We start from the raw sequence: 23273 nt of genomic DNA on the forward strand, positions 1-23273 counted from the left end.
CTACGGAGCGTGACGGTACGGGGAATGCGACACCTGGTCAAGTGGTCGTGACACTACCGTTGAGGAGCGTCCGGGAAGTTTTCTCCGATTCGCTGGCCTGATCCGGTGGTCAGCGGCCGCCGTCCATCGGCCCGGTGACCACTGGTAACGTGGCGTGAAGCCCCGGCCAGGTCCGCAGCGCGGTCCGGCCGGAGGTGCCCGACATCCTTTAACGACCCGTCCCGTGAGGCGGGGAAGGAGGTCCGCCGTGGCATACCCACCGGCTGCCCGCTCGTCACCACCGCGACAACCCTCGGTGAAGGTGATCCTCGCCAGCGCCGACGTGCAACGCGTGGTCGATCGCATCGCTCACCAGATCCTGGAGAAGACCCAGGGTGCCGCCGACACGGTGCTTCTTGGGATTCCCACCCGGGGAACACCCCTCGCCCGACGGCTCGCCGCCCGGATCAGCACCTTCGAGGACGTCGCCGTTCCGGTTGGTGTGCTCGACATCACTCTCTACCGTGACGACCTGCGCCGGCACGCCACCCGCGCGGTGGGCCCGACCGAGCTGCCGTCCGGCGGGATCGACGGTAAGCGGGTCATCCTCGTCGACGACGTGCTCTTCTCCGGCCGCACCGTCCGGGCCGCGCTCGACGCGCTCAACGACGTGGGGCGCCCGGCGTCCGTGCAACTCGCCGTCCTGGTCGACCGCGGCCACCGGGAATTGCCGATTCGCGCCGACTACGTCGGCAAGAACATCCCGACCTCGCTCGCCGAGAGCGTGAAGGTGACGCTCGCCGAGACCGACGGCGTTGACGAGGTCAGGCTGTACGGGGGTAGCCCTTCATGATCAAGCATCTGCTCTCCGGTGCGGACCTCGACGCCGACACCGCCACCGAGATCCTGGACACCGCCGCCGAGATGGCCACCGTCGCCGGCCGGGAAATCAAGAAGCTGCCCGCGCTGCGCGGCCGGACCGTGGTGAACCTCTTCTACGAGGACTCCACCCGCACCCGGATCTCCTTCGAGGCGGCGGCGAAGCGGCTCAGCGCCGACGTGATCAACTTTTCCGCGAAGGGGTCCAGCGTCACCAAGGGCGAGAGCCTGAAGGACACCGCGTTGACCCTGCAGGCCATGGGCGCCGACGCCGTCGTCGTGCGGCACCCCGCCTCGGGCGCGCCGCACCGGCTTGCCAACTGGGTCGACGGTTCGGTCGTCAACGCCGGCGACGGCACCCACGAGCACCCCACCCAGGCGCTGCTGGACGCGTACACCATGCGGGCCCGGCTGGGCCGGCTCGCCGGCCTGTCGGTCGCGGTGGTCGGGGACGTGCTGCACTCCCGGGTGGCTCGCTCCAACGTGCTGCTGCTCTCCACCCTCGGCGCCAAGGTCACCCTCGTCGGCCCGCCAACTCTCATCCCGGTCGACATCGCCGGGGCCCTCGCCCCGGGCACCGATGTCTCCTACGACCTCGACTCCGTGCTGCCCAACGTCGACGTGGTGATGATGCTGCGGGTGCAGCGGGAGCGGATGAACGACTCCTACTTCCCCTCCGCGCGCGAGTACGCCCGCCGCTACGGGCTGGACGGCCCGCGCATGCGCCGGCTGCCCGAGCACGCGATCGTCATGCACCCCGGCCCGATGAACCGGGGGATGGAGATCACCCCCGAGGTCGCCGACTCACCCCGCTCCACCATCGTCGAACAGGTCACCAACGGGGTCTCCGTGCGGATGGCCGTCCTGTACCTGCTGCTCGGAGGGAACAACCGGTGACCGCGTACCTGATCACCAGCGTGAGTGTCGTCGGCGGCCCGCCGACCGACCTGCTGATCCGCGACGGCGTGGTCGCCGAGGTCGGCGTCGGCCTGTCCGCGCCGGACGCCACAGTCGTCGACGGCACGGGGCTGGTCGCCCTGCCCGGCCTCGTCGACCTGCACACCCACCTGCGCGAGCCCGGCCGGGAGGACGCCGAGACCGTCGAGTCGGGTTCCCGTGCGGCGGCGCTCGGTGGCTACACGGCGGTCTGCGCGATGGCCAACACCTCCCCGGTCGCGGACACCGCCGGCGTGGTCGAGCAGGTCTGGCGGCTCGGCCGCGAGGCCGGCATGGTCGACGTGCAACCGATCGGCGCGGTCACCGTCGGCCTGGCCGGAGAGCGTCTGGCCGAACTGGGCGCGATGGCCGACTCCGCGGCCCGGGTGCGGATCTTCTCCGACGACGGGCACTGCGTCGCCGACCCCAAGCTGATGCGCCGGGCTCTGGAGTACGTGAAGGCGTTCGACGGGATCATCGCCCAGCACGCCGAGGAGCCCCGGCTCACCGAGGGCGCCCAGATGCACGAGGGTGAGGTCTCCACCCGGCTCGGGCTGATCGGCTGGCCAGCGGTCGCCGAGGAGGCGATCATCGCCCGGGACGTGCTGCTCGCCGAGCACGTGGGCAGCCGCCTGCATGTCTGCCACGTCTCCACCGCCGGCAGCGTCGAGGTGCTGCGTCAGGCGAAGGCGCGCGGCGTACGGGTCACCGCCGAGGTCACCCCGCACCACCTGCTGCTCACCGACGAGGTCGTGAGCGGGAGGAGTGAGCTTGCGAGCCCCGCACTCGCGAACAGCTGGAGCCCAGCGGGAGCCTACGACCCGGTCTTCAAGGTCAACCCGCCGCTGCGAACGGCCGCCGACGTCGCCGCGCTGCGTGCCGCGCTCGCCGACGGTGTGGTCGACGTCATCGCCACCGACCACGCCCCGCACGCCGTGGAGGACAAGGAGTGCGAGTGGGCGTACGCCCGGCCGGGGATGCTCGGCCTGGAGACGGCCCTCTCCATCGCGCTGGACGTGCTCGGCCCGGAGTGGGATCTGATCGCCGAGCGGATGTCGCGGACCCCGGCCCGGATCGCCGGGCTCACCGGGCACGGCGTCGACCCGGCGCCTGGTGTGCCGGCCAACCTGACCCTTGTCGACCCGGCCGCCCGCCGCACCATCGAGCCGGCGGAGCTGGCCAGTCGCAGTCGCAACACCCCGTACGCCCGCATGACGCTGCCGGGTCGCATCGTGGCGACCTTCCTGCGTGGCGAGCCGACGGTCCTGGACGGAAAGGCTGTCAAGTGAGCGCGAGGAATGCAGCGCAGCGGAGTCCCGCAGTCGCGAACGAAGGGCGGGCACGGTAATGGTCAAGCGCAGAGCCGCAATCCTCGTGCTCGAGGACGGGCGCACGTTCCCCGGTGAGGCGTACGGCAGTGTCGGGGAGACCTTCGGCGAGGCGGTCTTCAACACCGGTATGACCGGCTACCAGGAGACCCTGACCGACCCGTCCTACCACCGGCAGGTGGTGGTGCAGACCGCGCCGCACATCGGCAACACCGGCGTCAACGGCGAGGACGACGAGTCCAGCCGGATCTGGGTGGCCGGCTATGTCGTGCGCGACCCGGCCCGGATCGGCTCGAACTGGCGGGCCACCGGGGGTCTTGAGGACCGTCTCGCCACCGAGGGTGTGGTGGGCATCAGCGGGGTGGACACCCGGGCGCTGACCCGGCACCTGCGCGAGCGGGGCGCCATGCGGGTGGGTATCTCCAGCATCGACAACGACCCGCAGAGCCTGTTGACCCGGGTTCGCAGCGCTCCGCAGATGGTGGGGGCGGACCTGTCCGCCGAGGTGACCACCGCCGAGCCGTACGTCGTCGAGGCTCTCGGCGAGCACCGCTTCACCGTGGCCGCACTGGACCTGGGCATCAAGCGCAACGTTCCGCGCCGGCTCGCCACGCGCGGGGTGACCACCCACGTGCTGCCGGCCTCGTCGACCATCGAGCAGTTGCTCGCCACCGGCGCCGACGCGATCTTCCTGTCGCCCGGCCCGGGTGACCCGGGCACCGCCGACGCTCCGGTGGCGCTGGCCCGGGAGGCGCTGCGGCGGGAGGTGCCGCTGTTCGGCATCTGCTTCGGCAGCCAGATCCTCGGTCGGGCGCTCGGCTTCGGCACCTACAAGCTGGGCTACGGCCACCGGGGGATCAACCAGCCGGTGCTCGACCGGGCCACCGGCAAGGTCGAGGTGACCAGCCACAACCACGGCTTCGCGGTCGACGTGTCGGGCCGCGAACAGCGGCTCGGCGCCGTGCAGGTGCCGAGCGCGGGTGCTGGCGCGGTGGTTCCCGACCAGGTGATCGACACCGACTTCGGCGGCGTGCGGGTGTCGCACGTCTGCCTCAATGACAACGTGGTCGAGGGGCTGCGGGCCGTCGACGTGCCCGCGTTCACCGTGCAGTACCACCCGGAGGCGGCGGCCGGCCCGCACGATGCCGACTACCTCTTCGACCGATTCGCCGAGCTGATCGAGGGCCGTGCCCTCGACCGGCGGCCCAGTGAGGGCCGGACCCACAGCAAGGGGCGCAGCAATGCCTAAGCGGACCGATCTCAAGCACATCCTGGTGATCGGCTCCGGGCCGATCGTTATCGGGCAGGCCTGCGAGTTCGACTACTCCGGCACCCAGGCCTGCCGGGTGCTGCGCAGTGAGGGGATCCGGGTCAGCCTGGTCAACTCCAACCCGGCGACGATCATGACGGACCCGGAGTTCGCCGACGCGACCTACGTCGAGCCGATCACCCCGGAGTTCGTCGAGCTGGTCATCGCCAAGGAGCGCCCGGACGCGATCCTGGCGACCCTCGGCGGGCAGACCGCGCTGAACACGGCCGTCGCCCTGCACTCCGCCGGCGTCCTGGAGAAGTACGGCGTGGAGTTGATCGGCGCGAACATCGAGGCGATCAACCGGGGCGAGGACCGCCAACTGTTCAAGGAGATCGTGGCGAAGGCCGGCGTCCGCCTGGGCGTCGACGACCCGACCGGCCTGGTGCCGCGCTCCCGGGTCTGCCACTCGATGGACGAGGTCGAGGCGACGGTCGCCGAGCTGGGCCTGCCGGTGGTGATCCGGCCGTCGTTCACCATGGGTGGCCTGGGCTCCGGCATGGCGCACACCCCGGAGGACCTGGCCCGCATCGCCGGCGACGGCCTGGCCGCCAGCCCGGTGCACGAGGTGCTCATCGAGGAGAGCGTGCTCGGTTGGAAGGAGTACGAGCTTGAGCTGATGCGCGACCGGCACGACAACGTGGTGGTGGTCTGCTCGATCGAGAACATCGACCCGATGGGCGTGCACACCGGCGACAGCGTCACCGTGGCCCCGGCCATGACGCTGACCGACCGGGAGTACCAGCGCCTGCGTGACCTGGGCATCGCCGTGTTGCGCGAGGTCGGGGTGGACACCGGTGGTTGCAACATCCAGTTCGCGGTCAACCCGGCCGACGGTCGGATCGTCGTGATCGAGATGAACCCCCGGGTGTCCCGTTCCTCGGCGCTGGCGTCCAAGGCGACCGGTTTCCCGATCGCGAAGATCGCCGCGAAGCTGGCCATCGGTTACACCCTCGACGAGATCCCCAACGACATCACGTTGAAGACCCCGGCGGCGTTCGAGCCGAGTCTGGACTACGTGGTGGTGAAGATTCCCCGGTTCGCGTTCGAGAAGTTCCCCGGCGCGGACCCGGAGCTGACCACCACGATGAAGTCGGTGGGCGAGGCGATGAGCCTCGGGCGCAACTTCACCGAGGCGTTGAACAAGGCGATGCGCTCGATGGAAACGAAGTCGGCCGGCTTCTGGAGTGTGCCGGACCCGGTCGGCGTCAGCCTGGCGGACACTCTCGCCGCGTTGCGGATCCCGCACGACGGCCGGCTGTACACCGTCGAGCGGGCGCTGCGCCTCGGCGCGTCGATCGCCGAGGTCGCCGAGGCCTCCGGCGGGATCGACCCGTGGTTCCTCGACCAGATCGCCGCGCTGATCGAGCTGCGCGCGGAGATCGTGGACGCGCCGGTGCTCGACGCCGAACTGCTGCGCCACGCCAAGCGGGCGGGCCTGTCCGACCGGCAGCTCGCCGCGCTGCGCCCGGAGCTGGCAGCCGAGGACGGCGTACGGACCCTTCGGCACCGCCTCGGCGTGCGCCCGGTCTACAAGACCGTGGACACCTGCGCGGCCGAGTTCGAGGCGACGACGCCTTACCACTACTCGACGTACGACCTGGAGACCGAGGTCGTGCCGTCGGACCGGCCGAAGGTGCTGATCCTGGGCTCCGGCCCGAACCGCATCGGGCAGGGCATCGAGTTCGACTATTCCTGCGTACACGCGGTGCAGGCGTTGCGGGCGGCCGGTTACGAGACGGTCATGGTCAACTGCAACCCGGAGACGGTCTCCACCGACTACGACACCGCCGATCGGCTCTACTTCGAGCCGTTGACCTTCGAGGACGTCCTGGAGGTCTGGCACGCCGAGGACTCGTCCGGCCGGGCGGCCGGCGGGCCGGGTGTGGTCGGGGTGGTCGTGCAGCTCGGTGGGCAGACCCCGCTGGGGTTGGCGCAGCGGCTCAAGAACGCGGGTGTGCCGGTGGTCGGCACCTCCCCGGAGTCGATCCACCTGGCCGAGGAGCGGGGCGCGTTCGGCGCGGTCCTGGCCCGGGCCGGGCTGCGCGCGCCGGCGCACGGCATGGCCACCTCGTACGACGAGGCCAAGACGATCGCCGACGAGATCGGCTACCCGGTGCTGGTCCGGCCGTCGTACGTGCTGGGCGGGCGGGGCATGGAGATCGTCTACGACGACCCGACGCTGCGCGACTACATCGGTCGGGCCACCGACATCTCCCCGGATCACCCCGTGCTGGTGGACCGGTTCCTCGACGACGCCATCGAGATCGACGTGGACGCCCTCTGCGACGCCGACGGCGAGGTCTACATCGGCGGGGTGATGGAGCACATCGAGGAAGCTGGCATCCACTCCGGCGACTCGTCCTGCGCGTTGCCGCCGATCACCCTCGCGGGCTCGCACCTGGCCGAGGTTCGCCGCTACACCGAGGCCATCGCCCGGGGCGTCGGGGTCCGCGGCCTGCTCAACGTGCAGTACGCGCTCAAGGACGACGTGCTCTACGTCCTGGAGGCCAACCCGCGGGCGTCGCGGACCGTGCCGTTCGTCTCCAAGGCGACGGCGGTGCCGCTGGCCAAGGCGGCGGCCCGGATCGCGCTCGGCGCGCGCATCGCCGAGCTGCGCGTCGAGGGCCTGTTGCCGGCGACGGGGGACGGGGGCACGATGCCCGCCGACGCGCCGGTGGCGGTCAAGGAGGCGGTGCTGCCGTTCAAGCGCTTCCGTACCCGCGCCGGCAAGGGGATCGACTCGCTGCTCGGGCCGGAGATGAAGTCGACCGGTGAGGTGATGGGGATCGACACCAACTTCGGGCATGCCTTCGCCAAGAGCCAGTCGGCCGCGTACGGCTCGCTGCCGACCGCCGGCAAGATCTTCGTCTCGGTGGCCAACCGCGACAAGCGCGGCATGATCTTCCCGATCAAGCGGCTGGCCGATCTGGGCTTCGAGATCGTGGCGACCACCGGCACGGCCGAGGTGCTGCGCCGGCACGGCATCGCCTGTGAGCAGATCCGCAAGCACTATCAGGCGGGTGAGGGGGACGACGCGGTGTCGCTGATCGGTGGCGGCCACGTGGCGCTGGTGATCAACACGCCGCAGGGTTCGGGTGCGAGTGCCCGCTCCGATGGCTACGAGATCCGCAGCGCAGCAGTCACCGCGGACATCCCGTGCATCACCACCGTCCCCGGTGCGGCCGCGGCCGTGATGGGCATCGAGGCGCGGATCCGCGGCGACATGCAGGTACGCCCACTGCAGGACCTGCACGCGACCCTCCGGGCGGCCCAGTGACCCTGTTCGAGCGGGCCGTGCGGCCTTGGTTGTTCCGGCTCGGGGGTGGGGACGCCGAGGCAGCGCACGAGTGGACACTGCGGCGGTTGACCGCTCTGTCGGGGCAGCCGGTCGCGCTGGCGGCACTGCGGGCCCGGTACGCGGTCAGCGCGCCGCGCACGGTGTTCGGTGTGCGGTTCCCCAACCCGGTCGGGCTGGCCGCGGGGATGGACAAGGACGGTGCGGCGCTGCCGGCGTGGCCGGCGCTCGGCTTCGGTTTCGTCGAGGTCGGCACGGTCACCGCGCACGCCCAGCCGGGCAATCCACGGCCGAGGCTGTTCCGTCTGCCGGCCAGTGAGGCCGTGGTCAACCGGATGGGCTTCAACAACGCCGGGGCCGCCGCGCTGGCCGCCCGGCTGGCGGCGTTGCCGCGCCCGCTCGGGGTGCCGCTGGGCATCTCGCTGGGCAAGTCCAAGGTGACCCCGCTCGACGAGGCCGTCGAGGACTACCTCGCCTCGTACCAGGCGCTTCGCGGGCACGGTGACTACTTCGCGGTGAACGTGTCCTCACCGAACACTCCAGGGCTGCGCTCGTTGCAGGACCGCTCCCATCTGGACGCGCTGCTCGCCGCGTTGGTGGGGGAGAAGCCGGTACTGGTCAAGATCGCACCAGATCTGACCGAGGCGGCGATCGCCGAGTTGCTGGAGGTCTGCCTGGCTCGGGGGGCCGCCGGGGTGATCGCCACCAACACCACATTGGCCCGTACCGGGGTGGCCACGGTGGACGCCGAGCGCGGCGCCCAGACCGGTGGTCTCTCCGGTCGGCCGCTGACCGGGCGGGCTCGGGAGGTGGTCGACTTCGTACACCGGGAGACCGGCGGCCGACTACCGATCATCGGCGTCGGCGGGGTGCTCGACCCGGACGACGCGGCGCGGATGTTCGACGCTGGCGCTTCTCTGGTGCAGCTCTACACCGGCTTCATCTACCGGGGCCCGGCCCTGGTGCGCGCCGCTGCCCGCGCGACGGTCACAGCGGTGACACCGGATCCGGTCGCCGGCCGGTGACCGGCCGGCTGTCCGGGTCGGTTGCCGAGTCCGAGGGCGGCACCACATTGTGTGCCGTGCCTGTCCGGTGGCGTGCCGAGGTATCCCCTGCTGCCTTTGCTCTGCTTCAACCCAGGCAACAGTCGGCGTCCGGTATCCGGACACCAGGTGTTGCCTCCGGTGAAGCAGAGCAAAGGGCGCCGAGCAGGGACCGGCCCGGCGGCGCACCACGTGTCGGTCGCGCCTCGCCGGCTGGTTGCGCCGTGTCCGCTGGCCGAGGCGCGTCCACCCGGTGGGCCGGGGGCACGATCCGGCCCGTTCGCACCTGGAGGGAGCGCACATGACACCCGAGGAGATCCTGGCTGCCGACCGGGCCCACGTCTGGCACCCGTACGCCGCGCTGCCGCCGACGAACCCGCCGTACGTGGTGCAGAGCGCCGAGGGGGTGCGGCTGCGGCTGGCCGACGGGCGTGAGCTGGTGGACGGGATGTCGTCCTGGTGGGCGGCGATCCACGGGTACCGCCACCCGGTGCTGGACGCGGCGGTGACCGATCAGCTCGGCCGGATGAGCCACGTGATGTTCGGTGGACTCACCCACGAGCCCGCCGTGCAGCTTGCCCAGACCCTGGTCGAGCTGACCCCGGACGGGCTGGAGCACGTGTTCCTGGCCGACTCCGGCTCGGTCAGCGTCGAGGTGGCGGTGAAGATGTGCCTGCAGTACCAGCGGGCCATCGGTCGGCCGCAGCGGCGCCGGTTGGCGACCTGGCGGGGCGGCTACCACGGCGACACGTTCCACCCGATGAGCGTCTGCGACCCGGAGGGTGGGATGCACCACCTCTGGGGCGACGTGCTGCCCCGGCAGGTGTTCGCCCCGGTCCCGCCGGGTGGCTTCACCGACCCGCCCGACGACGCGTACGTCGCGGCGTTGGTGGACACGGTCGAGCGGTACGCCGACGAACTGGCCGCGGTGATCGTCGAGCCCGTCGTCCAGGGCGCCGGCGGGATGCGTTTCCACAATCCGGGTTACCTGCGGGTGCTGCGCGAGGTGACCCGCGCGCACGGGGTGTTGTTGATCTTCGACGAGATCGCCACCGGGTTCGGCCGTACCGGTGCGATGTTCGCCGCCGAGCACGCCGAGGTGACGCCGGACGTGCTGTGTGTGGGCAAGGCGCTCACCGGGGGCTACCTGACGCTCGCGGCGACGCTCTGCACCCCGGAGGTCGCCCGGGGCATCTCCGCTGCTGGTGTGCTGGCGCACGGGCCCACCTTCATGGGCAACCCGTTGGCCTGCGCGGTGGCCAACGCCTCCATCGGGCTGCTGCGGGCCGGGGACTGGTCGGCCCAGGTGGCCAGGGTCGGCGCGGGCCTGCGCGCCGGCCTGGAGCCCCTGCGCGGTACGCCGGGGGTGGCCGACGTGCGGGTGCTCGGCGCGATCGGGGTGGTCCAGCTCGATCACGAGGTCGACCTCGGGGCGGCCACCGTGGCCGCGGTCGACCAGGGGGTGTGGCTGCGCCCGTTCCGCGACCTGATCTACACGATGCCGCCGTACGTCACCGACGACACCGACCTGGCCCGGATCGCGGCCGGGGTGGCGGCGGCGGTGGCGGCCGGCTGAGTCGTCCCGGTCGCCGGGTCGACGGTTACCCGGGCGGGGCTGCCGCCCGGACGACGAGAGGGGAACACTCCGATGGACAGCTTCGGTACCCGGCTGCACCGGGCGATCACCGAGCGCGGGCCGCTCTGTGTGGGCATCGACCCGCATCCCGGTCTGCTGGCCCGCTGGGGCCTCACGGACGACGTCCAGGGGCTCGAGCGGTTCAGCCGGACCGTCGTGGAAGCCCTCGGTGACCGGGTTGCGGTGGTGAAGCCTCAGTCGGCCTTTTTCGAGCGATTCGGATCCCGAGGTGTGGCCGTTCTTGAGTCAACTATCCGACAGTTGCGGGATGCCGGCTCGCTCGTTCTCCTCGACGTCAAACGCGGCGACATCGGCTCGACGGTGAGCGCGTACGCCTCCGCATACCTTGATCCATCCAGCCCGCTGTATGTCGACGCGGTCACCGCGAGCCCCTACCTCGGGGTCGGTTCGCTGGCACCGATGTTTGAGCTGGCCGCCGAGCACGGCGGTGGGGTCTTCGTGCTGGCCCTCACCTCCAACCCCGAGGGCGCGGCCGTGCAGCGGGCCCGCACGGCCGACGGCCGCACCGTGGCGCAAACCGTGATCGACGAGATTTCCCAGCTCAACAGGGGTGCGACTCCGCTCGGGAGCTTCGGTCTGGTGGTCGGCGCGACCATCGGCGACACCGGTCACGACCTCTCCGGCGTGGGGGGCCCACTGCTCGCTCCGGGGCTCGGCGCACAGGGTGCTGGTGCCGCCGATCTGCGTACCGTCTTCGGTTCGAGCCTCGCCTCGGTGCTCCCGTCGTACTCCCGGGAAGTGCTCTCGGTCGGCCCCGATGTGGCCGCCCTGCGGGCCGCCGCGGACCGCGTGTTGGTCGACTGTCGGGCCGTCCTGCCTGCCCGGTGACTGACTGACGGGTCGGTCACTCTACGGTGATCATGCGGCCCCCACGTTGCCGAAAGCTCCGTTGGCCGCTAGTTTTCCCCGCGCTGGGAACCATGGACCCCTTGGTTCACAGCGACACCACGTTTCACAGATGCGGCGGTGCGCCCCGCCCGCCGCGATAGGGACCTGAGGAGAACTGGTGCCGCTCCCGTCACTGACCCCCGAACAACGCGCTGCCGCGCTCGAGAAGGCCGCGGAGATCCGCAAGGCCCGTGCTCAGCTGAAGGAGCAGCTCAAGCAGGGCAAGACCACCCTCGGCGCCGTCCTCGAGCGCGCCGAGAGCGACGACGTCGTTGGCAAGCTCAAGGTTTTGGCCGTCCTGCAGGCCATGCCGGGTATCGGCAAGATCCGGGCTACCCAGATCATGGAGAAGCTCAAGATCGCCGACAGTCGTCGCCTGCGTGGCCTCGGCGAGCAGCAGCGCAAGGCATTGCTTGGAGAGTTCGCCGCCAACTGAACCTGGCAGCGTGTAGAAACAAGCAGTGAGCACGGATGACGAGACGCGCCCGGCGGCTCGGCTCACTGTCCTGGCTGGACCTTCGGGTTCCGGCAGGGAGAGTGTCGTCGAGCTAGTCCGGGCGCGTTCTCCGTCCGTGTGGATCCCGGTGCCGGCAACGACCCGGCCGCGCCGGGAGTCGGAGATCGACGGGGAGGACCGCGTCTTCCTCGCCCCCGCCGAGTTCGATCGCCGGCTCGCTGTCGGCGAGCTGCTCGAGTGGTCCCGGATCGGCAGGTACCACCGGGGCACCCCGTACCCACCGCTGCGCGCCCGGCTCGACGCCGGGCAGCCGGTGCTCCTCCCGCTCGACCTACCCGGTGCTCCGCTGGTCCGGGCGTGCCTGCCCGATTCTCGGCTGGTGCTGCTGAGCCCACCCGGATACGTTCCCGACGCCACCCTGGCGGCCGCCGTCGAGCACACGCTGACCCACGACCGCACCGAGCGGGTGGTCAACGAGCTGGTAGGCTTGCTCGGTTCTTCTTATCCGGATCCGGCCTGGTCGCGCGTTCGCGGCTGACGGCCGGCCGCCGTTGAGACTCAGCACCGCGTCCGCGCGGTTCGAAAGACGCAGAGGTTAATTCGTGGGATCCATCGCCAACCCCGAAGGCATCACCAACCCGCCGATCGACGAGCTCCTCGAGAAGACGACGTCGAAGTACGCGCTGGTCATCTTCGCCGCCAAGCGCGCGCGCCAGGTCAACGCCTACTACAGCCAGCTCGGTGAGGGTCTGCTGGAGTACGTCGGCCCGCTCGTCGAGACCACCCCGCAGGAGAAGCCCCTCTCCATCGCCATGCGCGAGATCAACGCGGGCCTGCTCACCGCCGAGCCGACCGACCAGCCGTAAGCCCCCGCCAGCCGATGTCCGCCTCGATCGTCCTCGGGGTCGGTGGCGGCATCGCCGCCTACAAGGCGTGCGAGCTGCTGCGACTGTTCACCGAATCGGGTCACCAGGTTCGGGTCGTGCCGACCGCGTCGGCGCTCCGGTTCGTCGGGGCGCCGACCTGGGCGGCGCTCTCCGGCCAGCCCGTCGCCGACGACGTCTGGACCGATGTCCACGAGGTGCCGCACGTCCGGCTCGGTAAGCAGGCAGACCTGGTGGTGGTCGCGCCGACCACCACCGACCTGCTCGCCAAGGCCGCCCACGGGCTCGCCGACGACCTGCTGACCAACACCCTGCTGACCGCCCGCTGCCCGGTGCTGTTGGCCCCGGCCATGCACACGGAGATGTGGGAGCACCCGGCCACCGTGGCCAACGTCGCCACGCTGCGCTCCCGCGGGGTCCGGGTCATCGAGCCGGCCGTCGGCCGGCTCACCGGCGTCGACACCGGCAAGGGTCGGCTGCCGGACCCGGCCGAGATCTTCGCCATCGCCCGTCGGGTCCTGGCCCGGGGCGACTCCGCCCCTGCCGACCTGGCCGGCCGCCGGGTGGTCGTCACCGCCGGCGGCACCCGCGAACCACTGGACCCGGTCCGCTTCCTGGGCAACCGCTCCTCGGGCAAGCAGGGTTACGCGTTTGCCCGCGCGGCGGTCGCCCGGGGCGCCCGGGTCACCCTGATCGCGGCCAACGTCTCCCTCGCCGACCCGGCTGGTGTCGACCTGATCCGGGTGGGCACCACCGCCGAGCTGCGGGAGGCGACGCTGAAGGCCGCCGTCGAGGCCGACGCGGTGGTGATGGCGGCGGCTCCGGCCGATTTCCGCCCGGCGACGTACGCGCCTGGCAAAATCAAGAAGTCGGACGATGGCGTCGCGCCCACCATCGAGCTCGTCACGAACCCGGACATCGCGGCGGAGCTCGGCCAGCGCAAACGACCGGAGCAACTGCTCGTGGTGTTCGCCGCCGAGACCGGTGACGCCGAGGCCAACGGCCGAGCGAAACTCGCCCGGAAGCGGGCCGACCTGATCGTCATCAACGAGGTCGGTCCCGACCTGGTCTTCGGCGCCGACACCAACACCGTGACGGTCATCGGCGCGGACGGCTCGGTCAGCCGACTGCCCGAGCAGGCCAAGGAAGCCGTAGCCGATACCGTCTGGGATCTCGTCGTGGCGCGGTTGCCCGTCCGCTCCTGACGGGTGGAACAGAGCGCGACCGGTCCCTACACCGGCCGCAGTGGTGACTAGACTGCCGCGGAACGACCTCACACGCTTAGGAGTGCCGTGACACGCCGCCTCTTCACGTCCGAATCGGTCACGGAAGGCCACCCGGACAAGATCGCCGACCAGATCAGCGATGGCATCCTCGACGCGTTGTTGGCTGAGGATCCGCACAGCCGCGTGGCGGTGGAAACCATGATCACCACCGGCCAGGTGCACATCGCCGGTGAGGTGACCACCAAGGCGTACGCCGACATCCCGACGATCGTCCGCCGGACCATCCTCGACATCGGCTACGACTCGTCGAAGAAGGGCTTCGACGGCGCCTCCTGCGGGGTCAGCGTCTCCATCGGTGCGCAATCCGAGGACATCGCGCAAGGTGTGGACAACGCCTTCGAGCTGCGTACCGGGGCGTCGGAGAGCGCGCTGGACGCGCAGGGCGCCGGCGACCAGGGCATGATGTTCGGCTTCGCCTGCTCGGAGACCCCCGAGCTGATGCCGCTGCCGATCGCCCTCGCCCACCGGTTGGCCCGCCGCCTCGCCGCGGTCCGCAAGGACGGCACGATCCCCTACCTGCGGCCGGACGGCAAGACCCAGGTGACCATCGAGTACGAAGGGCTGCGCCCGGTCCGGCTGAACACGGTGGTCGTGTCCAGCCAGCACGCCGCGGACATCTCCCTCGACTCGCTGCTCACCCCGGACGTGCGTGACCACGTGATCGCGCCGGAGCTGGAGAGCCTCGGTCTGGACACCGACGGCTACCGGCTGCTCGTCAACCCGACCGGCCGGTTCGAGATCGGCGGCCCGATGGGTGACGCCGGGCTGACCGGCCGCAAGATCATCGTTGACACGTACGGCGGCTACGCCCGCCACGGCGGCGGCGCGTTCTCCGGCAAGGACCCGTCCAAGGTGGACCGCTCGGCCGCGTACGCGATGCGCTGGGTGGCCAAGAACGTGGTCGCCGCAGGTCTGGCCGAGCGCTGCGAGGCGCAGGTCGCCTACGCCATCGGCAAGGCGCACCCGGTGAGCCTGTTCATCGAGACGTTCGGCACCGAGACCGTGCCGGTCACCTCGATCGAGAAGGCCGTTGCCGAGGTGTTCGACCTGCGGCCGGCCGCGATCATCCGGGACCTCAACCTGCTCCGCCCGATCTACCAGCAGACCGCCGCGTACGGCCACTTCGGCCGGGAACTGCCGGACCTGACCTGGGAGAGCACCGACCGGGCCGCCGACCTCAAGTCGGCCGCGGGAGCCTGACCGCCACCAGGCGTAGCGACCGGCGACCCGCGGACGGGTCGCCGGTCGCGCGCGTCTGCGTAGATGTCCCGCTGGCGCATCTGGACCGGCCGTTCGACTACCTGGTGCCGGCGGAACTGGACGACGCGGCAGTGCCCGGCACCCGGGTGAAGGTGCGTTTCGCCGGGCAACTCGTCGACGGATGGCTGCTGTCCCGCGCCGACGACTCCGGGCACACCGGCCGCCTCGCGTACCTGGAAAAGGTGGTCTCCCCGGAACCCGTGCTGGCACCCGAGGTCGCCCGGCTGGCCCGCGCGGTCGCCGACCGGTACGCGGGCAGCCTCGTCGACGTGCTCCGGCTCGCCGTGCCGCCCCGGCACGCTCGGGTGGAGAAGGAACCCCACGACGAGCCGCCCACCCCGGTGGTCGCCGCCGAGGTCGGCGCGGTCGACCCGCGCGGTTGGCGGGACTACCCGACGGGCCCGGCGTTGCTGCGCGCGCTCACCGACGGCCGGGCGCCCCGCGCGGTCTGGTCGGCGCTGCCCGGTGAGGACTGGGCGGCCCGCTACGCCGACGCGGTGGCCGCCACCGTCGCCGGCGGGCGCGGCGCGGTGGTCGTGGTGCCCGACGCCCGTGACCTCGACCGGCTGGATGCCGCGCTCACCAGCGTGCTCGGCCCGGGGCGGCACGTCAGCCTCTCCGCCGCGCTCGGGCCGGCCCGACGCTACCGGGCGTTCCTCGCCGCCCGTCGCGGGCAGGTGCCGGTGGTGATCGGCACCCGGGCGGCGATGTTCGCCCCGGTGGAGCGGCTCGGCCTCCTCGCCATCTGGGACGACGGTGACGACCTGCACTCCGAGCCGCGGGCTCCCTACCCGCACGCCCGTGACGTGCTGCTCACGCGCGTCCAGCTCGCCGAGGCCGGCGCGCTGGTCGGCGGGTACGCCCGCACCGCCGAGGCGCAGCTGCTGCTGGAGACCGGCTGGGCGCGGGAGGTCGTCGCCGAACGGGCGACCGTGCGGGCCCGTATCCCGGCCATCGCGCCGACCGGCGACGACCCGCAACTGGCCCGCGACCCCGGGGCCGCCACCGCGCGGCTGCCCAGCCTGGCCTGGACGGCCGCCCGCGATGCCATCCGAGGGGACCTGCCGGTGCTGGTGCAGGTGCCCCGACGTGGTTACCTGCCGTCGATCTCCTGCGCCGAGTGCCGCACCCCGGCCCGCTGCGCGCACTGCGCCGGCCCGCTCGCGCTGCCCTCGGCCGGCGGCACCCCGGCCTGCCGGTGGTGCGCTCGGGTGGACGCCGCGTACGCCTGCCCGGAGTGTGGTGGACGGCGGCTGCGGGCCGCGGTGACCGGTGCTCGGCGGACCGCCGAGGAGCTGGGCCGGGCGTTCCCCGGTGTGCCGGTACGCACCTCGGGGCGCGAGGAGGTGCTGACCGAGGTGCCCGGCGGCGCGGCTCTGGTGGTGAGTACGCCCGGTGCGGAGCCGGTCGCCGAGGGCGGCTATGGCGCGGTGCTGCTGCTCGACTCGTGGGCTCTGCTGACCCGGGCCGACCTGCGTGCCGGCGAGGAGGCGCTGCGGCGCTGGCTGGGGGCGGCTGCCCTGGCCCGTCCGGCACCGGCCGGCCGGGTGGTGGTGGTCGCCGACGGCGCGCTCGCCCCGGTGCAGGCGCTGCTGCGCTGGGACGCCGCCTGGTTCGCCGGCCGGGAGTTGGCCGAGCGCCGGGAGTTGGGCTTCCCTCCGGCCGTCCGCATGGCGAGCGTCACAGGCCCGGCTGAGGCGGTCGCGGACCTGCTCGCGGCGGCGCGGCTGCCCGACGACGCCGAGGTGCTCGGACCGGTGCCGGCCGAGGAGGGTCGGGAGCGGATGTTGGTCCGGGTGCCCCGGGCCAGGGCCGCCGCGCTCGCTGAGGCGCTGCACTCGGCCGCTGGCGCTCGCGCCGCCCGCAAGGCCGCCGACCCGGTTCGTCTCCAGGTCGATCCGCTGAGCCTGTTCTGAGGAGTCTCGGCCGGTGTCGACGACGGCGGACCCCTGTTTCGGCTGGTGTCGGCGCCGACGGGCCCGGCCCGCAGGGGTGGCTCTCGCACACCTCGTCCGGCAAAGCGGTGGCGCCAAAGTGGTAGCATCGCCCGTCATGCCGAGGCGTACGACGGCTCCAGGTTGCGACGGAGCGTCAGCTGCGCTGAGCTGGAGCCGCCGCAGGATGGCGCGACGATAGCGGGAACGCGTCGCTCGGACGCGATGTCGATGATGAGCCGGTGATCAGGGGTGGACCAGTCGTGACCGTTGGACAATCGATCGTCTTCAACGGCGACCTCGGCAGCGGCAAGAGCACCGTGTCGGTCGAGATCGCCAAGCGGCTCGGGATGCGCCGGGTCAGCGTGGGTGACCTCTACCGGGAGATGGCGCAGCAGCGGCAGATGACCGCACTGCAGCTCAACCTGCACGCCGAGCTCGACCAGGCCGTCGACGGCTACGTCGACCAGCTCCAGCGGGACATCGCCGCCTCCGGTGAGCCTCTGATCATGGACTCCCGGCTGGCCTGGCACTTCTTCACCGATGCGCTCAAGGTCCACATGATCACCGAGCCGGGCGAGGCGGCCCGTCGGGTGCTCGCCCGACCTTCCGGGCCGGCGGAGAGCTACGCCACCCTGGAGGAGGCCAAGGCCAAGCTCCGTGAGCGCAGCGCGAGTGAGCGCAGCCGCTTCATCATCCGTTACGGGGTGGACAAGGCCCGGCTGCGCAACTATGACCTGGTCTGTGACACCACCCGGGCCTCCGCGGCCGAGGTGATCGAGCACATCATCGCCGCGTACGAGGGCACGCTCGGTGCCGAGGTGCTGCGCGACGGGCCGCCGCTGCTGCTGCTGGACCCGGCCCGCGTCTACCCGACCGAGGACATCGCCACCCTGCGGGGTCTGTGGGACACCGACTTCGTCGGTGACGTGGCCGAGGCTGGCGACGAGGCCCTCGAACCGCTGAAGATCGGCTTCACCGGTGAGTACTTCTTCGTCGTCGACGGTCACCGCCGGCTCAGCGCCGCCCTGCAGAACGGCTTCTCCCTGGTGCCCGCCCAACTGGTCGCCGAGGTCGACGAGCCGGTCGTGGGCGGGATGACCGCGATCGACTACTTCGCCGCGCAGGTGCGCCCCGGCCTGGTCTACGACTGGGAGGCGGCCCACAAGATCCACCTGCCGCTGCCCGAGCCCGCGCTGCTCCGCGGCGACGCGGTGCTCGCCGGCGACCCGGGCGCCAACGCCTGACGGGTCGTTCCCCGGGCCCGGCGCGAACCTGGCGCAGGGCCCGGCCCGCACACGGGGCTGCCGGGACCTGCCGGCCGGCAGCACGACGCTGCTGCTGTTCGGCGCTGCCAACCGAGAGTCTGCCCGTGACGCTGGGCACACCGGCGGTGGCCGATCGAGGTACGCCGGCCGGCGCGCATCCGGGCACTCCGTAGACTGGTACGGCACTGCCCGTCCACCTGTCGAAGGAGCCCCTCCGCGTGACCGTTCAGCCCATCCGTCTGTTTGGGGATCCGGTGCTGCGCACGCCGGCCGATCCGGTGGTCGACTTCGACGCCGAGCTGCGTCGGCTCGTCGCCGACCTCACCGACACGATGCGTGAGCAGAACGGCGCCGGCCTGGCCGCGCCGCAGCTCGGCGTGAGCCTGCGGGTGTTCACCTTCGATGTCGACGACGTGCTCGGGCACCTGATCAACCCGGTGCTCGAATTTCCCGATGAGGAGGAGCAGGACGGCCCGGAGGGCTGCCTGTCGATTCCCGGGCTCTACTTCGACACCAAGCGTCGGCAGAATGTCATCGCCAAGGGCTTCAGCGCGTTCGGCGACCCGATGCAGATCGTCGGCACCGGCCTGATGGCGCGTTGCGTCCAGCACGAGACCGACCACCTCGACGGGGTGCTCTTCCTCGACCGGCTGGATTCCCAGGGGCGCAAGGAAGCCATGAAGGCGATCCGCCAGGCCGAGTGGTACGACGCGGCGGCCCCGCCGACGGTCAAGCTGAGCCCGCACATCAGCGACCCCTTCGGTCTGGGGCGGTGACCCCGATGCGCGTGATCTTCGCCGGTACGCCGGCCGTCGCCGTTCCCGCCCTGGCCGCCGTCGCCGCCTCCGGGCACGACCTGGTCGCCGTGGTCACCCGACCCGACGCGCCCGCCGGGCGCGGGCGTGGCCTGTCCCGCTCCCCGGTCGGCGAGTGGGCCGACGAGCAGGGCGTCGAGGTGCTGACGCCGGCCCGCCCCCGCGACCCGGAGTTCCTCGACCGGCTGCGCGAGCTCGCACCGGACTGCGTGCCGGTGGTCGCCTACGGCGCGTTGGTGCCGCCGGCCGCCCTGGAGATCCCCCGGCACGGCTGGATCAACCTGCACTTCTCGCTGCTGCCCGCGTGGCGTGGCGCCGCGCCCGTGCAGCACGCCGTGCTGCACGGTGACGAGCTGACCGGGGCCAGCGTCTTCCAACTGGAGGCGGGCCTGGACACCGGCCCGGTCTACGGCACCCTCACCGACGAGATCCGCGCCGCTGACACCTCCGGCGACCTGCTGGAGCGGCTCGCCGAATCCGGTGCCGGGCTGCTGGTGGCGGTGCTCGACGCGATCGCCGACGGCACCGCCAGGGCTGAGCCACAGCCCGCCGACGGGGTGTCGCTGGCACCGAAGTTGACCGTGGACGACGCCCGGGTGCGCTGGAGTGACCCGGCCTTCGCCGTGGACCGCCGGCTGCGGGCCTGCACCCCAGCCCCGGGCGGCTGGACCACTTTCAGGGGCGAGCGGGTGAAGCTCGGCCCGGTCGTGCCGGTGCCCGACGGCCCCGAGTTGAAACCGGGGGAGTTGCTAGTGGAAAAGTCTCGGGTGCTGGCCGGCACGGCGACCGTGCCGGTGCGCCTCGGCGAGGTCCGCGCTGCGGGCAAGCGGGCCATGGGCGCGACCGACTGGGCGCGCGGCGTCCGGGTCGCCACCGGAGAGGACTTCGCGTGACGGCCCCGGAGGGAACGCGCCCGATGCGCTCCGGCCCGTCGGCCGGTCGTGGCGGGGACCGCCGGCCGGTCCGGCCGCCCATGGACCGGCCGCGCCGGGCGGCGTACGAGGCGGTCGCCGCGGTGCACCGCGACGACGCGTTCGCCAACCTGGTGCTGCCCATCATCCTGCGCGAGGAGGGGCTGTTCGGCCGGGACGCGGCCTTCGCGACCGAGCTGACCTACGGCACCTTGCGCCACCTGGGCACGTTGGACGCGATCCTGACCGACGCCGCCGGCCGGGACGTGGCCCGGATCGACCCGCCGGTACGCGACGCGCTGCGGCTCGGGGCGTACCAGCTGCTGCACACCCGGGTGCCGGCGCACGCCGCGGTCTCGTCGACGGTGGACCTGGTCCGTTCGGTCGCACCGGGCGCCACCGGCTTCGCCAACGCGGTGCTGCGCGAGGTGTCCACCCGCGACGCGGACGCCTGGGTGGCGAAGCTCGCCCCACCGATGGAGACCGACCCGGTCGGACACCTGTCGTTGGCGTACAGCCATCCGCAGTGGATCGTGCGGGCCTTCTCTGAGGCGCTCGGCGGCGATCTCGGTGAGACGGCCCGCCTCCTGATCGAAGACAACGAGCGCCCGCCGGTGCACCTGTGCGCACGACCCGGGCTGATCGACCCGGTCGAGCTGGCCGATCAGGTCGGCGGGGCGCCCGGCGCCTTCTCGCCGTACGCCGTCTATCTGCCCGGCGGCGCGCCGGGCGACGTGCCGGCAGTGGTCGACGGCCGTGCCCACGTCCAGGACGAGGGTTCCCAGCTGGTGGCCGCCGCACTCGCGGACGCGCCGTTGGACGGCCCGGACGGGCGTTGGCTGGACCTGTGCGCCGGGCCGGGCGGCAAGGCCGGTCTGCTGGGGGCGTTGGCCGCCCAGCGTGGTGCGCGGGTGACCGCGGTGGAGGTGGCCGAGCACCGGGCCCGGCTGGTCTCGCAGGCAACCCGGGGTCTGCCGGTGGCCGTGCTGACCATGGACGGCCGGGATGTCGGCGCTGACCCGAAACTCCCGGAGCAGCACTTCGACCGGGTGCTGGTGGATGCCCCGTGCACGGGGCTGGGCTCGCTGCGTCGCCGGCCGGAGTCGCGTTGGCGCCGCCAACCGTCCGACCTGCCGCCGCTCACCCGGCTGCAACGGGAGCTGCTCGGTGCGGCGCTGCGGGCGGTCCGTCCGGGTGGCCTGGTCGCCTATGTCACCTGTTCGCCGCACACGGTCGAGACGCACGTGACGGTGACCGAGGCGGCCCGTCGTAGTGGAGTCGCTGTGGACTTCGTGGACGCCCGGCCGCTGCTGCCCGCCGGCATGCCCGGTCTCGGCGACGGGCCGACCGTGCAGCTCTGGCCGCACCGCCACGGCACCGACGCGATGTTCCTCGCCGTTCTGCGTCGAGGCTGAGTTGGGGAGGGTCCCGTGTCGACGTTGGCGTTGACACGGGACCCTTCCGTTCTTCAAGCGCGGGTTCTGGGCGCCACCCGGACAACGCTCGCTCCCAGAACGCTTTCCTCGCCTTGCTGTACGGAAGTGATCAGGTTGTAGTAGCCAGGCGACGCGTCCTCGGCGATTGAGATGAGACTGACGGGGCGTTCGTCAGACGCGCCGGAGGGCCGCACCAGGGGAGCCTCGAACGTCACCACTCCTGCAGCGGGCTGAGCCGCACTCGTCGCGGCATCCTTCAAGTCGTCGACACCCGCATACGGGCCGGTCAGACGCGCAGCCAGTTCGACCTGCAAGGGCTTCGCGGCGGGGTCGGTCCCCGGCTTGACCGTCCAGTGAACCGTCAGTTGCTGGCCGGGCCGGTAAACCGTGTCGACGTCCAAGCTATCGCAACACGTGTACGTCATCGGGGTGTTTGTCGTGGTGATGGACGGCTCGGGGCCACAGCCTGATAAGACCGGCGGAGCCAGGCAAGCAACAACCACCAGTCGCCACGCTCTCATGAGCGTGATCGTAGCTTCGTGGATCTAACGGTGTTTACGGCCAGGACTGCCAGGCGTTATGCCTGGCGGGACGCGCCGACATTGCTCAGCCAGCGGGTGTCGTTGACCGGTGGCAGAGGTGCTCGTTTCCGCCTTTGCTCTGCTTCCACCCAGGCAACACATTTACCTCATGAGTGTTGCCTGGGTGGAAGCAGAGCAAAGGACGTCGAGACATGGTGTTCCCATCCGTCATCCGTCAGGCGTCAGCCCCGCCCGGTCAGCCGATGGCGCGGCTCTTTGTTCAGCTCGGTCAGGTGACCGGGAGCCCCTTGGTGCCGGCGTTCTTCATCGAGCGGGTCAGGTCCCGGTCGGAGATCCAGAGGAAGCACTGCACGCCACGGTTGCCGTTGTTCCACTCTTCCTCGTACGGCTGGTAGTAGATCGTGCCGGCGCGGAAGTCGAGCTGGGAGTTGTCTGGCACCTTGGCGTACTTGGCGATCATCGTCTGGCAGGCCTGGTGCGTCCGCTTGACGGCGCCGGAGAACGCGGCGTAACTGGTCTCCGGGGCCTGCCAGACCCCGACGAACTCGGCGTGGTGCTTGGTGGTGCAGGAGGCCGGCACCATCTCGTCGATGTCGTCCTTGACGAGCTTCGGGTTGAAGCAGCGGTACGCCAGCGGCGCCGCACCGGACAGCGCACCCCGGAGGCTGCCGGTGCGCGGGTCGACCGTGGTGTCGTCGATGCTGGCGATCGCGGTGACGTCGCAGCGGTACCAGCGGGCCCCACCGGCCCAGGCCTGCGGCGACGGCAGCACCACGGTCAAGCCGAGCCGCCCGGAACGCCAGTCGGCGCCCACCGCCTTGTTGACCTCCGTGTCGCATGCGGCCTGCGCGGCCCGCAGGCCTGCCGAGCCGGGCTGCGGGGGCGTGCCAGGCACGGCGCTCGAGCCGGTGAACGTGCCGACATGCATGGTCTCCACGAGGTGCGACTCGGTGCACGCCGTCGGGTTGTAACCGGTCAGGAAGCCGACCTGCTGAGGAGTTTGGTGGCAGACGTCGGCGGCGGGAACGAACTGCTGCGCCGCGACGGGCGCCGGCCAGTCGTCGATGAGGTCACGGTCGACTCCGGCCGGCGTGCTGCATCCGGCCAGCGCCAGGGCCAGGGCCGCACCCCCGGCGAACGCCGCCAACCACCGTCGCATCCCC

20 protein-coding genes are annotated in these 23273 nt (G+C 71.7%); 18 read left to right on the top strand and 2 right to left on the bottom strand.

Features of this window, described 5'->3' with window-relative positions:
- Positions 1-247 precede the first annotated feature (247 nt).
- The 18 genes from pyrR to ACLQ28_RS27855 all read left to right on the top strand — a co-directional run bounded on the left by pyrR (position 248) and on the right by ACLQ28_RS27855 (position 21547).
- Positions 248-832, top strand: a complete 585-nt coding sequence (gene pyrR, locus ACLQ28_RS27770; protein WP_425689200.1) for a bifunctional pyr operon transcriptional regulator/uracil phosphoribosyltransferase PyrR — start codon at positions 248-250, stop codon at positions 830-832.
- On the top strand, positions 829-1755 hold the full coding sequence (locus tag ACLQ28_RS27775; protein ID WP_393245633.1) for an aspartate carbamoyltransferase catalytic subunit: 927 nt from the start codon (positions 829-831) through the stop codon (positions 1753-1755). Before pyrR ends, ACLQ28_RS27775 begins: the two co-directional genes overlap by 4 nt.
- The gene (locus tag ACLQ28_RS27780; RefSeq protein WP_425689201.1) at positions 1752-3083 is read left to right on the top strand and encodes a dihydroorotase; all 1332 of its coding nucleotides are present in this window, start codon (positions 1752-1754) and stop codon (positions 3081-3083) included. The genes ACLQ28_RS27775 and ACLQ28_RS27780 overlap by 4 nt, the downstream gene beginning before the upstream one ends.
- Before the next feature lie 58 nt (positions 3084-3141).
- Positions 3142-4371, top strand: coding sequence for a glutamine-hydrolyzing carbamoyl-phosphate synthase small subunit (carA, locus tag ACLQ28_RS27785; RefSeq protein WP_425689202.1), 1230 nt, complete (start codon positions 3142-3144; stop codon positions 4369-4371).
- Complete coding sequence (gene carB, locus ACLQ28_RS27790) at positions 4364-7711, top strand: carbamoyl-phosphate synthase large subunit (protein ID WP_425689203.1); 3348 nt, start codon at positions 4364-4366, stop codon at positions 7709-7711. The genes carA and carB overlap by 8 nt, the downstream gene beginning before the upstream one ends.
- Positions 7708-8754, top strand: coding sequence for a quinone-dependent dihydroorotate dehydrogenase (locus ACLQ28_RS27795; protein WP_425689204.1), 1047 nt, complete (start codon positions 7708-7710; stop codon positions 8752-8754). Before carB ends, ACLQ28_RS27795 begins: the two co-directional genes overlap by 4 nt.
- 319 nt (positions 8755-9073) lie before the next feature.
- Entirely contained in the window at positions 9074-10348 is a 1275-nt protein-coding gene (locus tag ACLQ28_RS27800; RefSeq protein ID WP_425689205.1) for an adenosylmethionine--8-amino-7-oxononanoate transaminase, read from the top strand.
- A 72-nt stretch (positions 10349-10420) separates the two neighbouring features.
- Positions 10421-11257, top strand: coding sequence for an orotidine-5'-phosphate decarboxylase (gene pyrF, locus ACLQ28_RS27805; protein ID WP_425689206.1), 837 nt, complete (start codon positions 10421-10423; stop codon positions 11255-11257).
- Positions 11258-11435: 178 nt separating this feature from the next.
- Positions 11436-11753, top strand: a complete 318-nt coding sequence (gene mihF, locus ACLQ28_RS27810; protein ID WP_110566057.1) for an integration host factor, actinobacterial type — start codon at positions 11436-11438, stop codon at positions 11751-11753.
- A gap of 25 nt (positions 11754-11778) precedes the next feature.
- The gene (locus ACLQ28_RS27815) at positions 11779-12312 is read left to right on the top strand and encodes a guanylate kinase (RefSeq protein WP_425689207.1); all 534 of its coding nucleotides are present in this window, start codon (positions 11779-11781) and stop codon (positions 12310-12312) included.
- A 64-nt stretch (positions 12313-12376) separates the two neighbouring features.
- Positions 12377-12640: a DNA-directed RNA polymerase subunit omega gene (gene rpoZ, locus ACLQ28_RS27820; RefSeq protein ID WP_007075826.1), complete on the top strand. Its 264-nt coding sequence runs from the start codon at positions 12377-12379 to the stop codon at positions 12638-12640.
- A 14-nt stretch (positions 12641-12654) separates the two neighbouring features.
- Positions 12655-13863, top strand: coding sequence for a bifunctional phosphopantothenoylcysteine decarboxylase/phosphopantothenate--cysteine ligase CoaBC (coaBC, locus tag ACLQ28_RS27825; RefSeq protein WP_425689208.1), 1209 nt, complete (start codon positions 12655-12657; stop codon positions 13861-13863).
- Positions 13864-13950: 87 nt separating this feature from the next.
- The gene (metK, locus tag ACLQ28_RS27830; protein WP_425689209.1) at positions 13951-15144 is read left to right on the top strand and encodes a methionine adenosyltransferase; all 1194 of its coding nucleotides are present in this window, start codon (positions 13951-13953) and stop codon (positions 15142-15144) included.
- Positions 15141-17120 carry a primosomal protein N' gene (locus ACLQ28_RS27835; protein ID WP_425689265.1) on the top strand — a complete coding sequence of 660 codons (1980 nt, stop codon included), beginning with the start codon at positions 15141-15143 and terminating at the stop codon, positions 17118-17120. The genes metK and ACLQ28_RS27835 overlap by 4 nt, the downstream gene beginning before the upstream one ends.
- A gap of 281 nt (positions 17121-17401) precedes the next feature.
- Positions 17402-18385, top strand: coding sequence for an AAA family ATPase (locus ACLQ28_RS27840; protein ID WP_425689210.1), 984 nt, complete (start codon positions 17402-17404; stop codon positions 18383-18385).
- Positions 18386-18624: 239 nt separating this feature from the next.
- Complete coding sequence (def, locus tag ACLQ28_RS27845) at positions 18625-19182, top strand: peptide deformylase (protein WP_425689211.1); 558 nt, start codon at positions 18625-18627, stop codon at positions 19180-19182.
- Between the two features lie 5 nt (positions 19183-19187).
- A complete protein-coding gene (gene fmt, locus ACLQ28_RS27850) occupies positions 19188-20114 on the top strand; it encodes a methionyl-tRNA formyltransferase (RefSeq protein ID WP_425689212.1) in 927 nt (308 codons plus the stop codon).
- Positions 20115-20137: 23 nt separating this feature from the next.
- Entirely contained in the window at positions 20138-21547 is a 1410-nt protein-coding gene (locus tag ACLQ28_RS27855) for an RsmB/NOP family class I SAM-dependent RNA methyltransferase (RefSeq protein WP_425689266.1), read from the top strand.
- A 53-nt stretch (positions 21548-21600) separates the two neighbouring features.
- On the opposite strand, the gene ACLQ28_RS27860 is transcribed toward ACLQ28_RS27855, so the two are convergent.
- Positions 21601-21969, bottom strand: coding sequence for a hypothetical protein (locus ACLQ28_RS27860; protein WP_425689213.1), 369 nt, complete (start codon positions 21967-21969; stop codon positions 21601-21603).
- A gap of 409 nt (positions 21970-22378) precedes the next feature.
- Positions 22379-23269: a septum formation family protein gene (locus ACLQ28_RS27865; protein WP_425689214.1), complete on the bottom strand. Its 891-nt coding sequence runs from the start codon at positions 23267-23269 to the stop codon at positions 22379-22381.
- Between the last annotated feature and the right edge of the window lie 4 nt (positions 23270-23273).

Source organism: Micromonospora sp. DT201, assembly GCF_049841575.1.
Classification (GTDB): domain Bacteria; phylum Actinomycetota; class Actinomycetes; order Mycobacteriales; family Micromonosporaceae; genus Micromonospora.

What these genes read in the sequence shown, in the direction of transcription:
- ACLQ28_RS27865 (WP_425689214.1), bottom strand. Translation starts at nt 23,269, where the DNA reads ATGCGACGGTGGTTGGCGGCGTTCGCCGGGGGTGCGGCCCTGGCCCTG.
- carA (WP_425689202.1), top strand. Translation starts at nt 3,142, where the DNA reads ATGGTCAAGCGCAGAGCCGCAATCCTCGTGCTCGAGGACGGGCGCACG.
- pyrF (WP_425689206.1), top strand. Translation starts at nt 10,421, where the DNA reads ATGGACAGCTTCGGTACCCGGCTGCACCGGGCGATCACCGAGCGCGGG.
- coaBC (WP_425689208.1), top strand. Translation starts at nt 12,655, where the DNA reads ATGTCCGCCTCGATCGTCCTCGGGGTCGGTGGCGGCATCGCCGCCTAC.
- ACLQ28_RS27855 (WP_425689266.1), top strand. Translation starts at nt 20,138, where the DNA reads ATGCGCTCCGGCCCGTCGGCCGGTCGTGGCGGGGACCGCCGGCCGGTC.
- carB (WP_425689203.1), top strand. Translation starts at nt 4,364, where the DNA reads ATGCCTAAGCGGACCGATCTCAAGCACATCCTGGTGATCGGCTCCGGG.
- fmt (WP_425689212.1), top strand. Translation starts at nt 19,188, where the DNA reads ATGCGCGTGATCTTCGCCGGTACGCCGGCCGTCGCCGTTCCCGCCCTG.
- ACLQ28_RS27800 (WP_425689205.1), top strand. Translation starts at nt 9,074, where the DNA reads ATGACACCCGAGGAGATCCTGGCTGCCGACCGGGCCCACGTCTGGCAC.
- ACLQ28_RS27775 (WP_393245633.1), top strand. Translation starts at nt 829, where the DNA reads ATGATCAAGCATCTGCTCTCCGGTGCGGACCTCGACGCCGACACCGCC.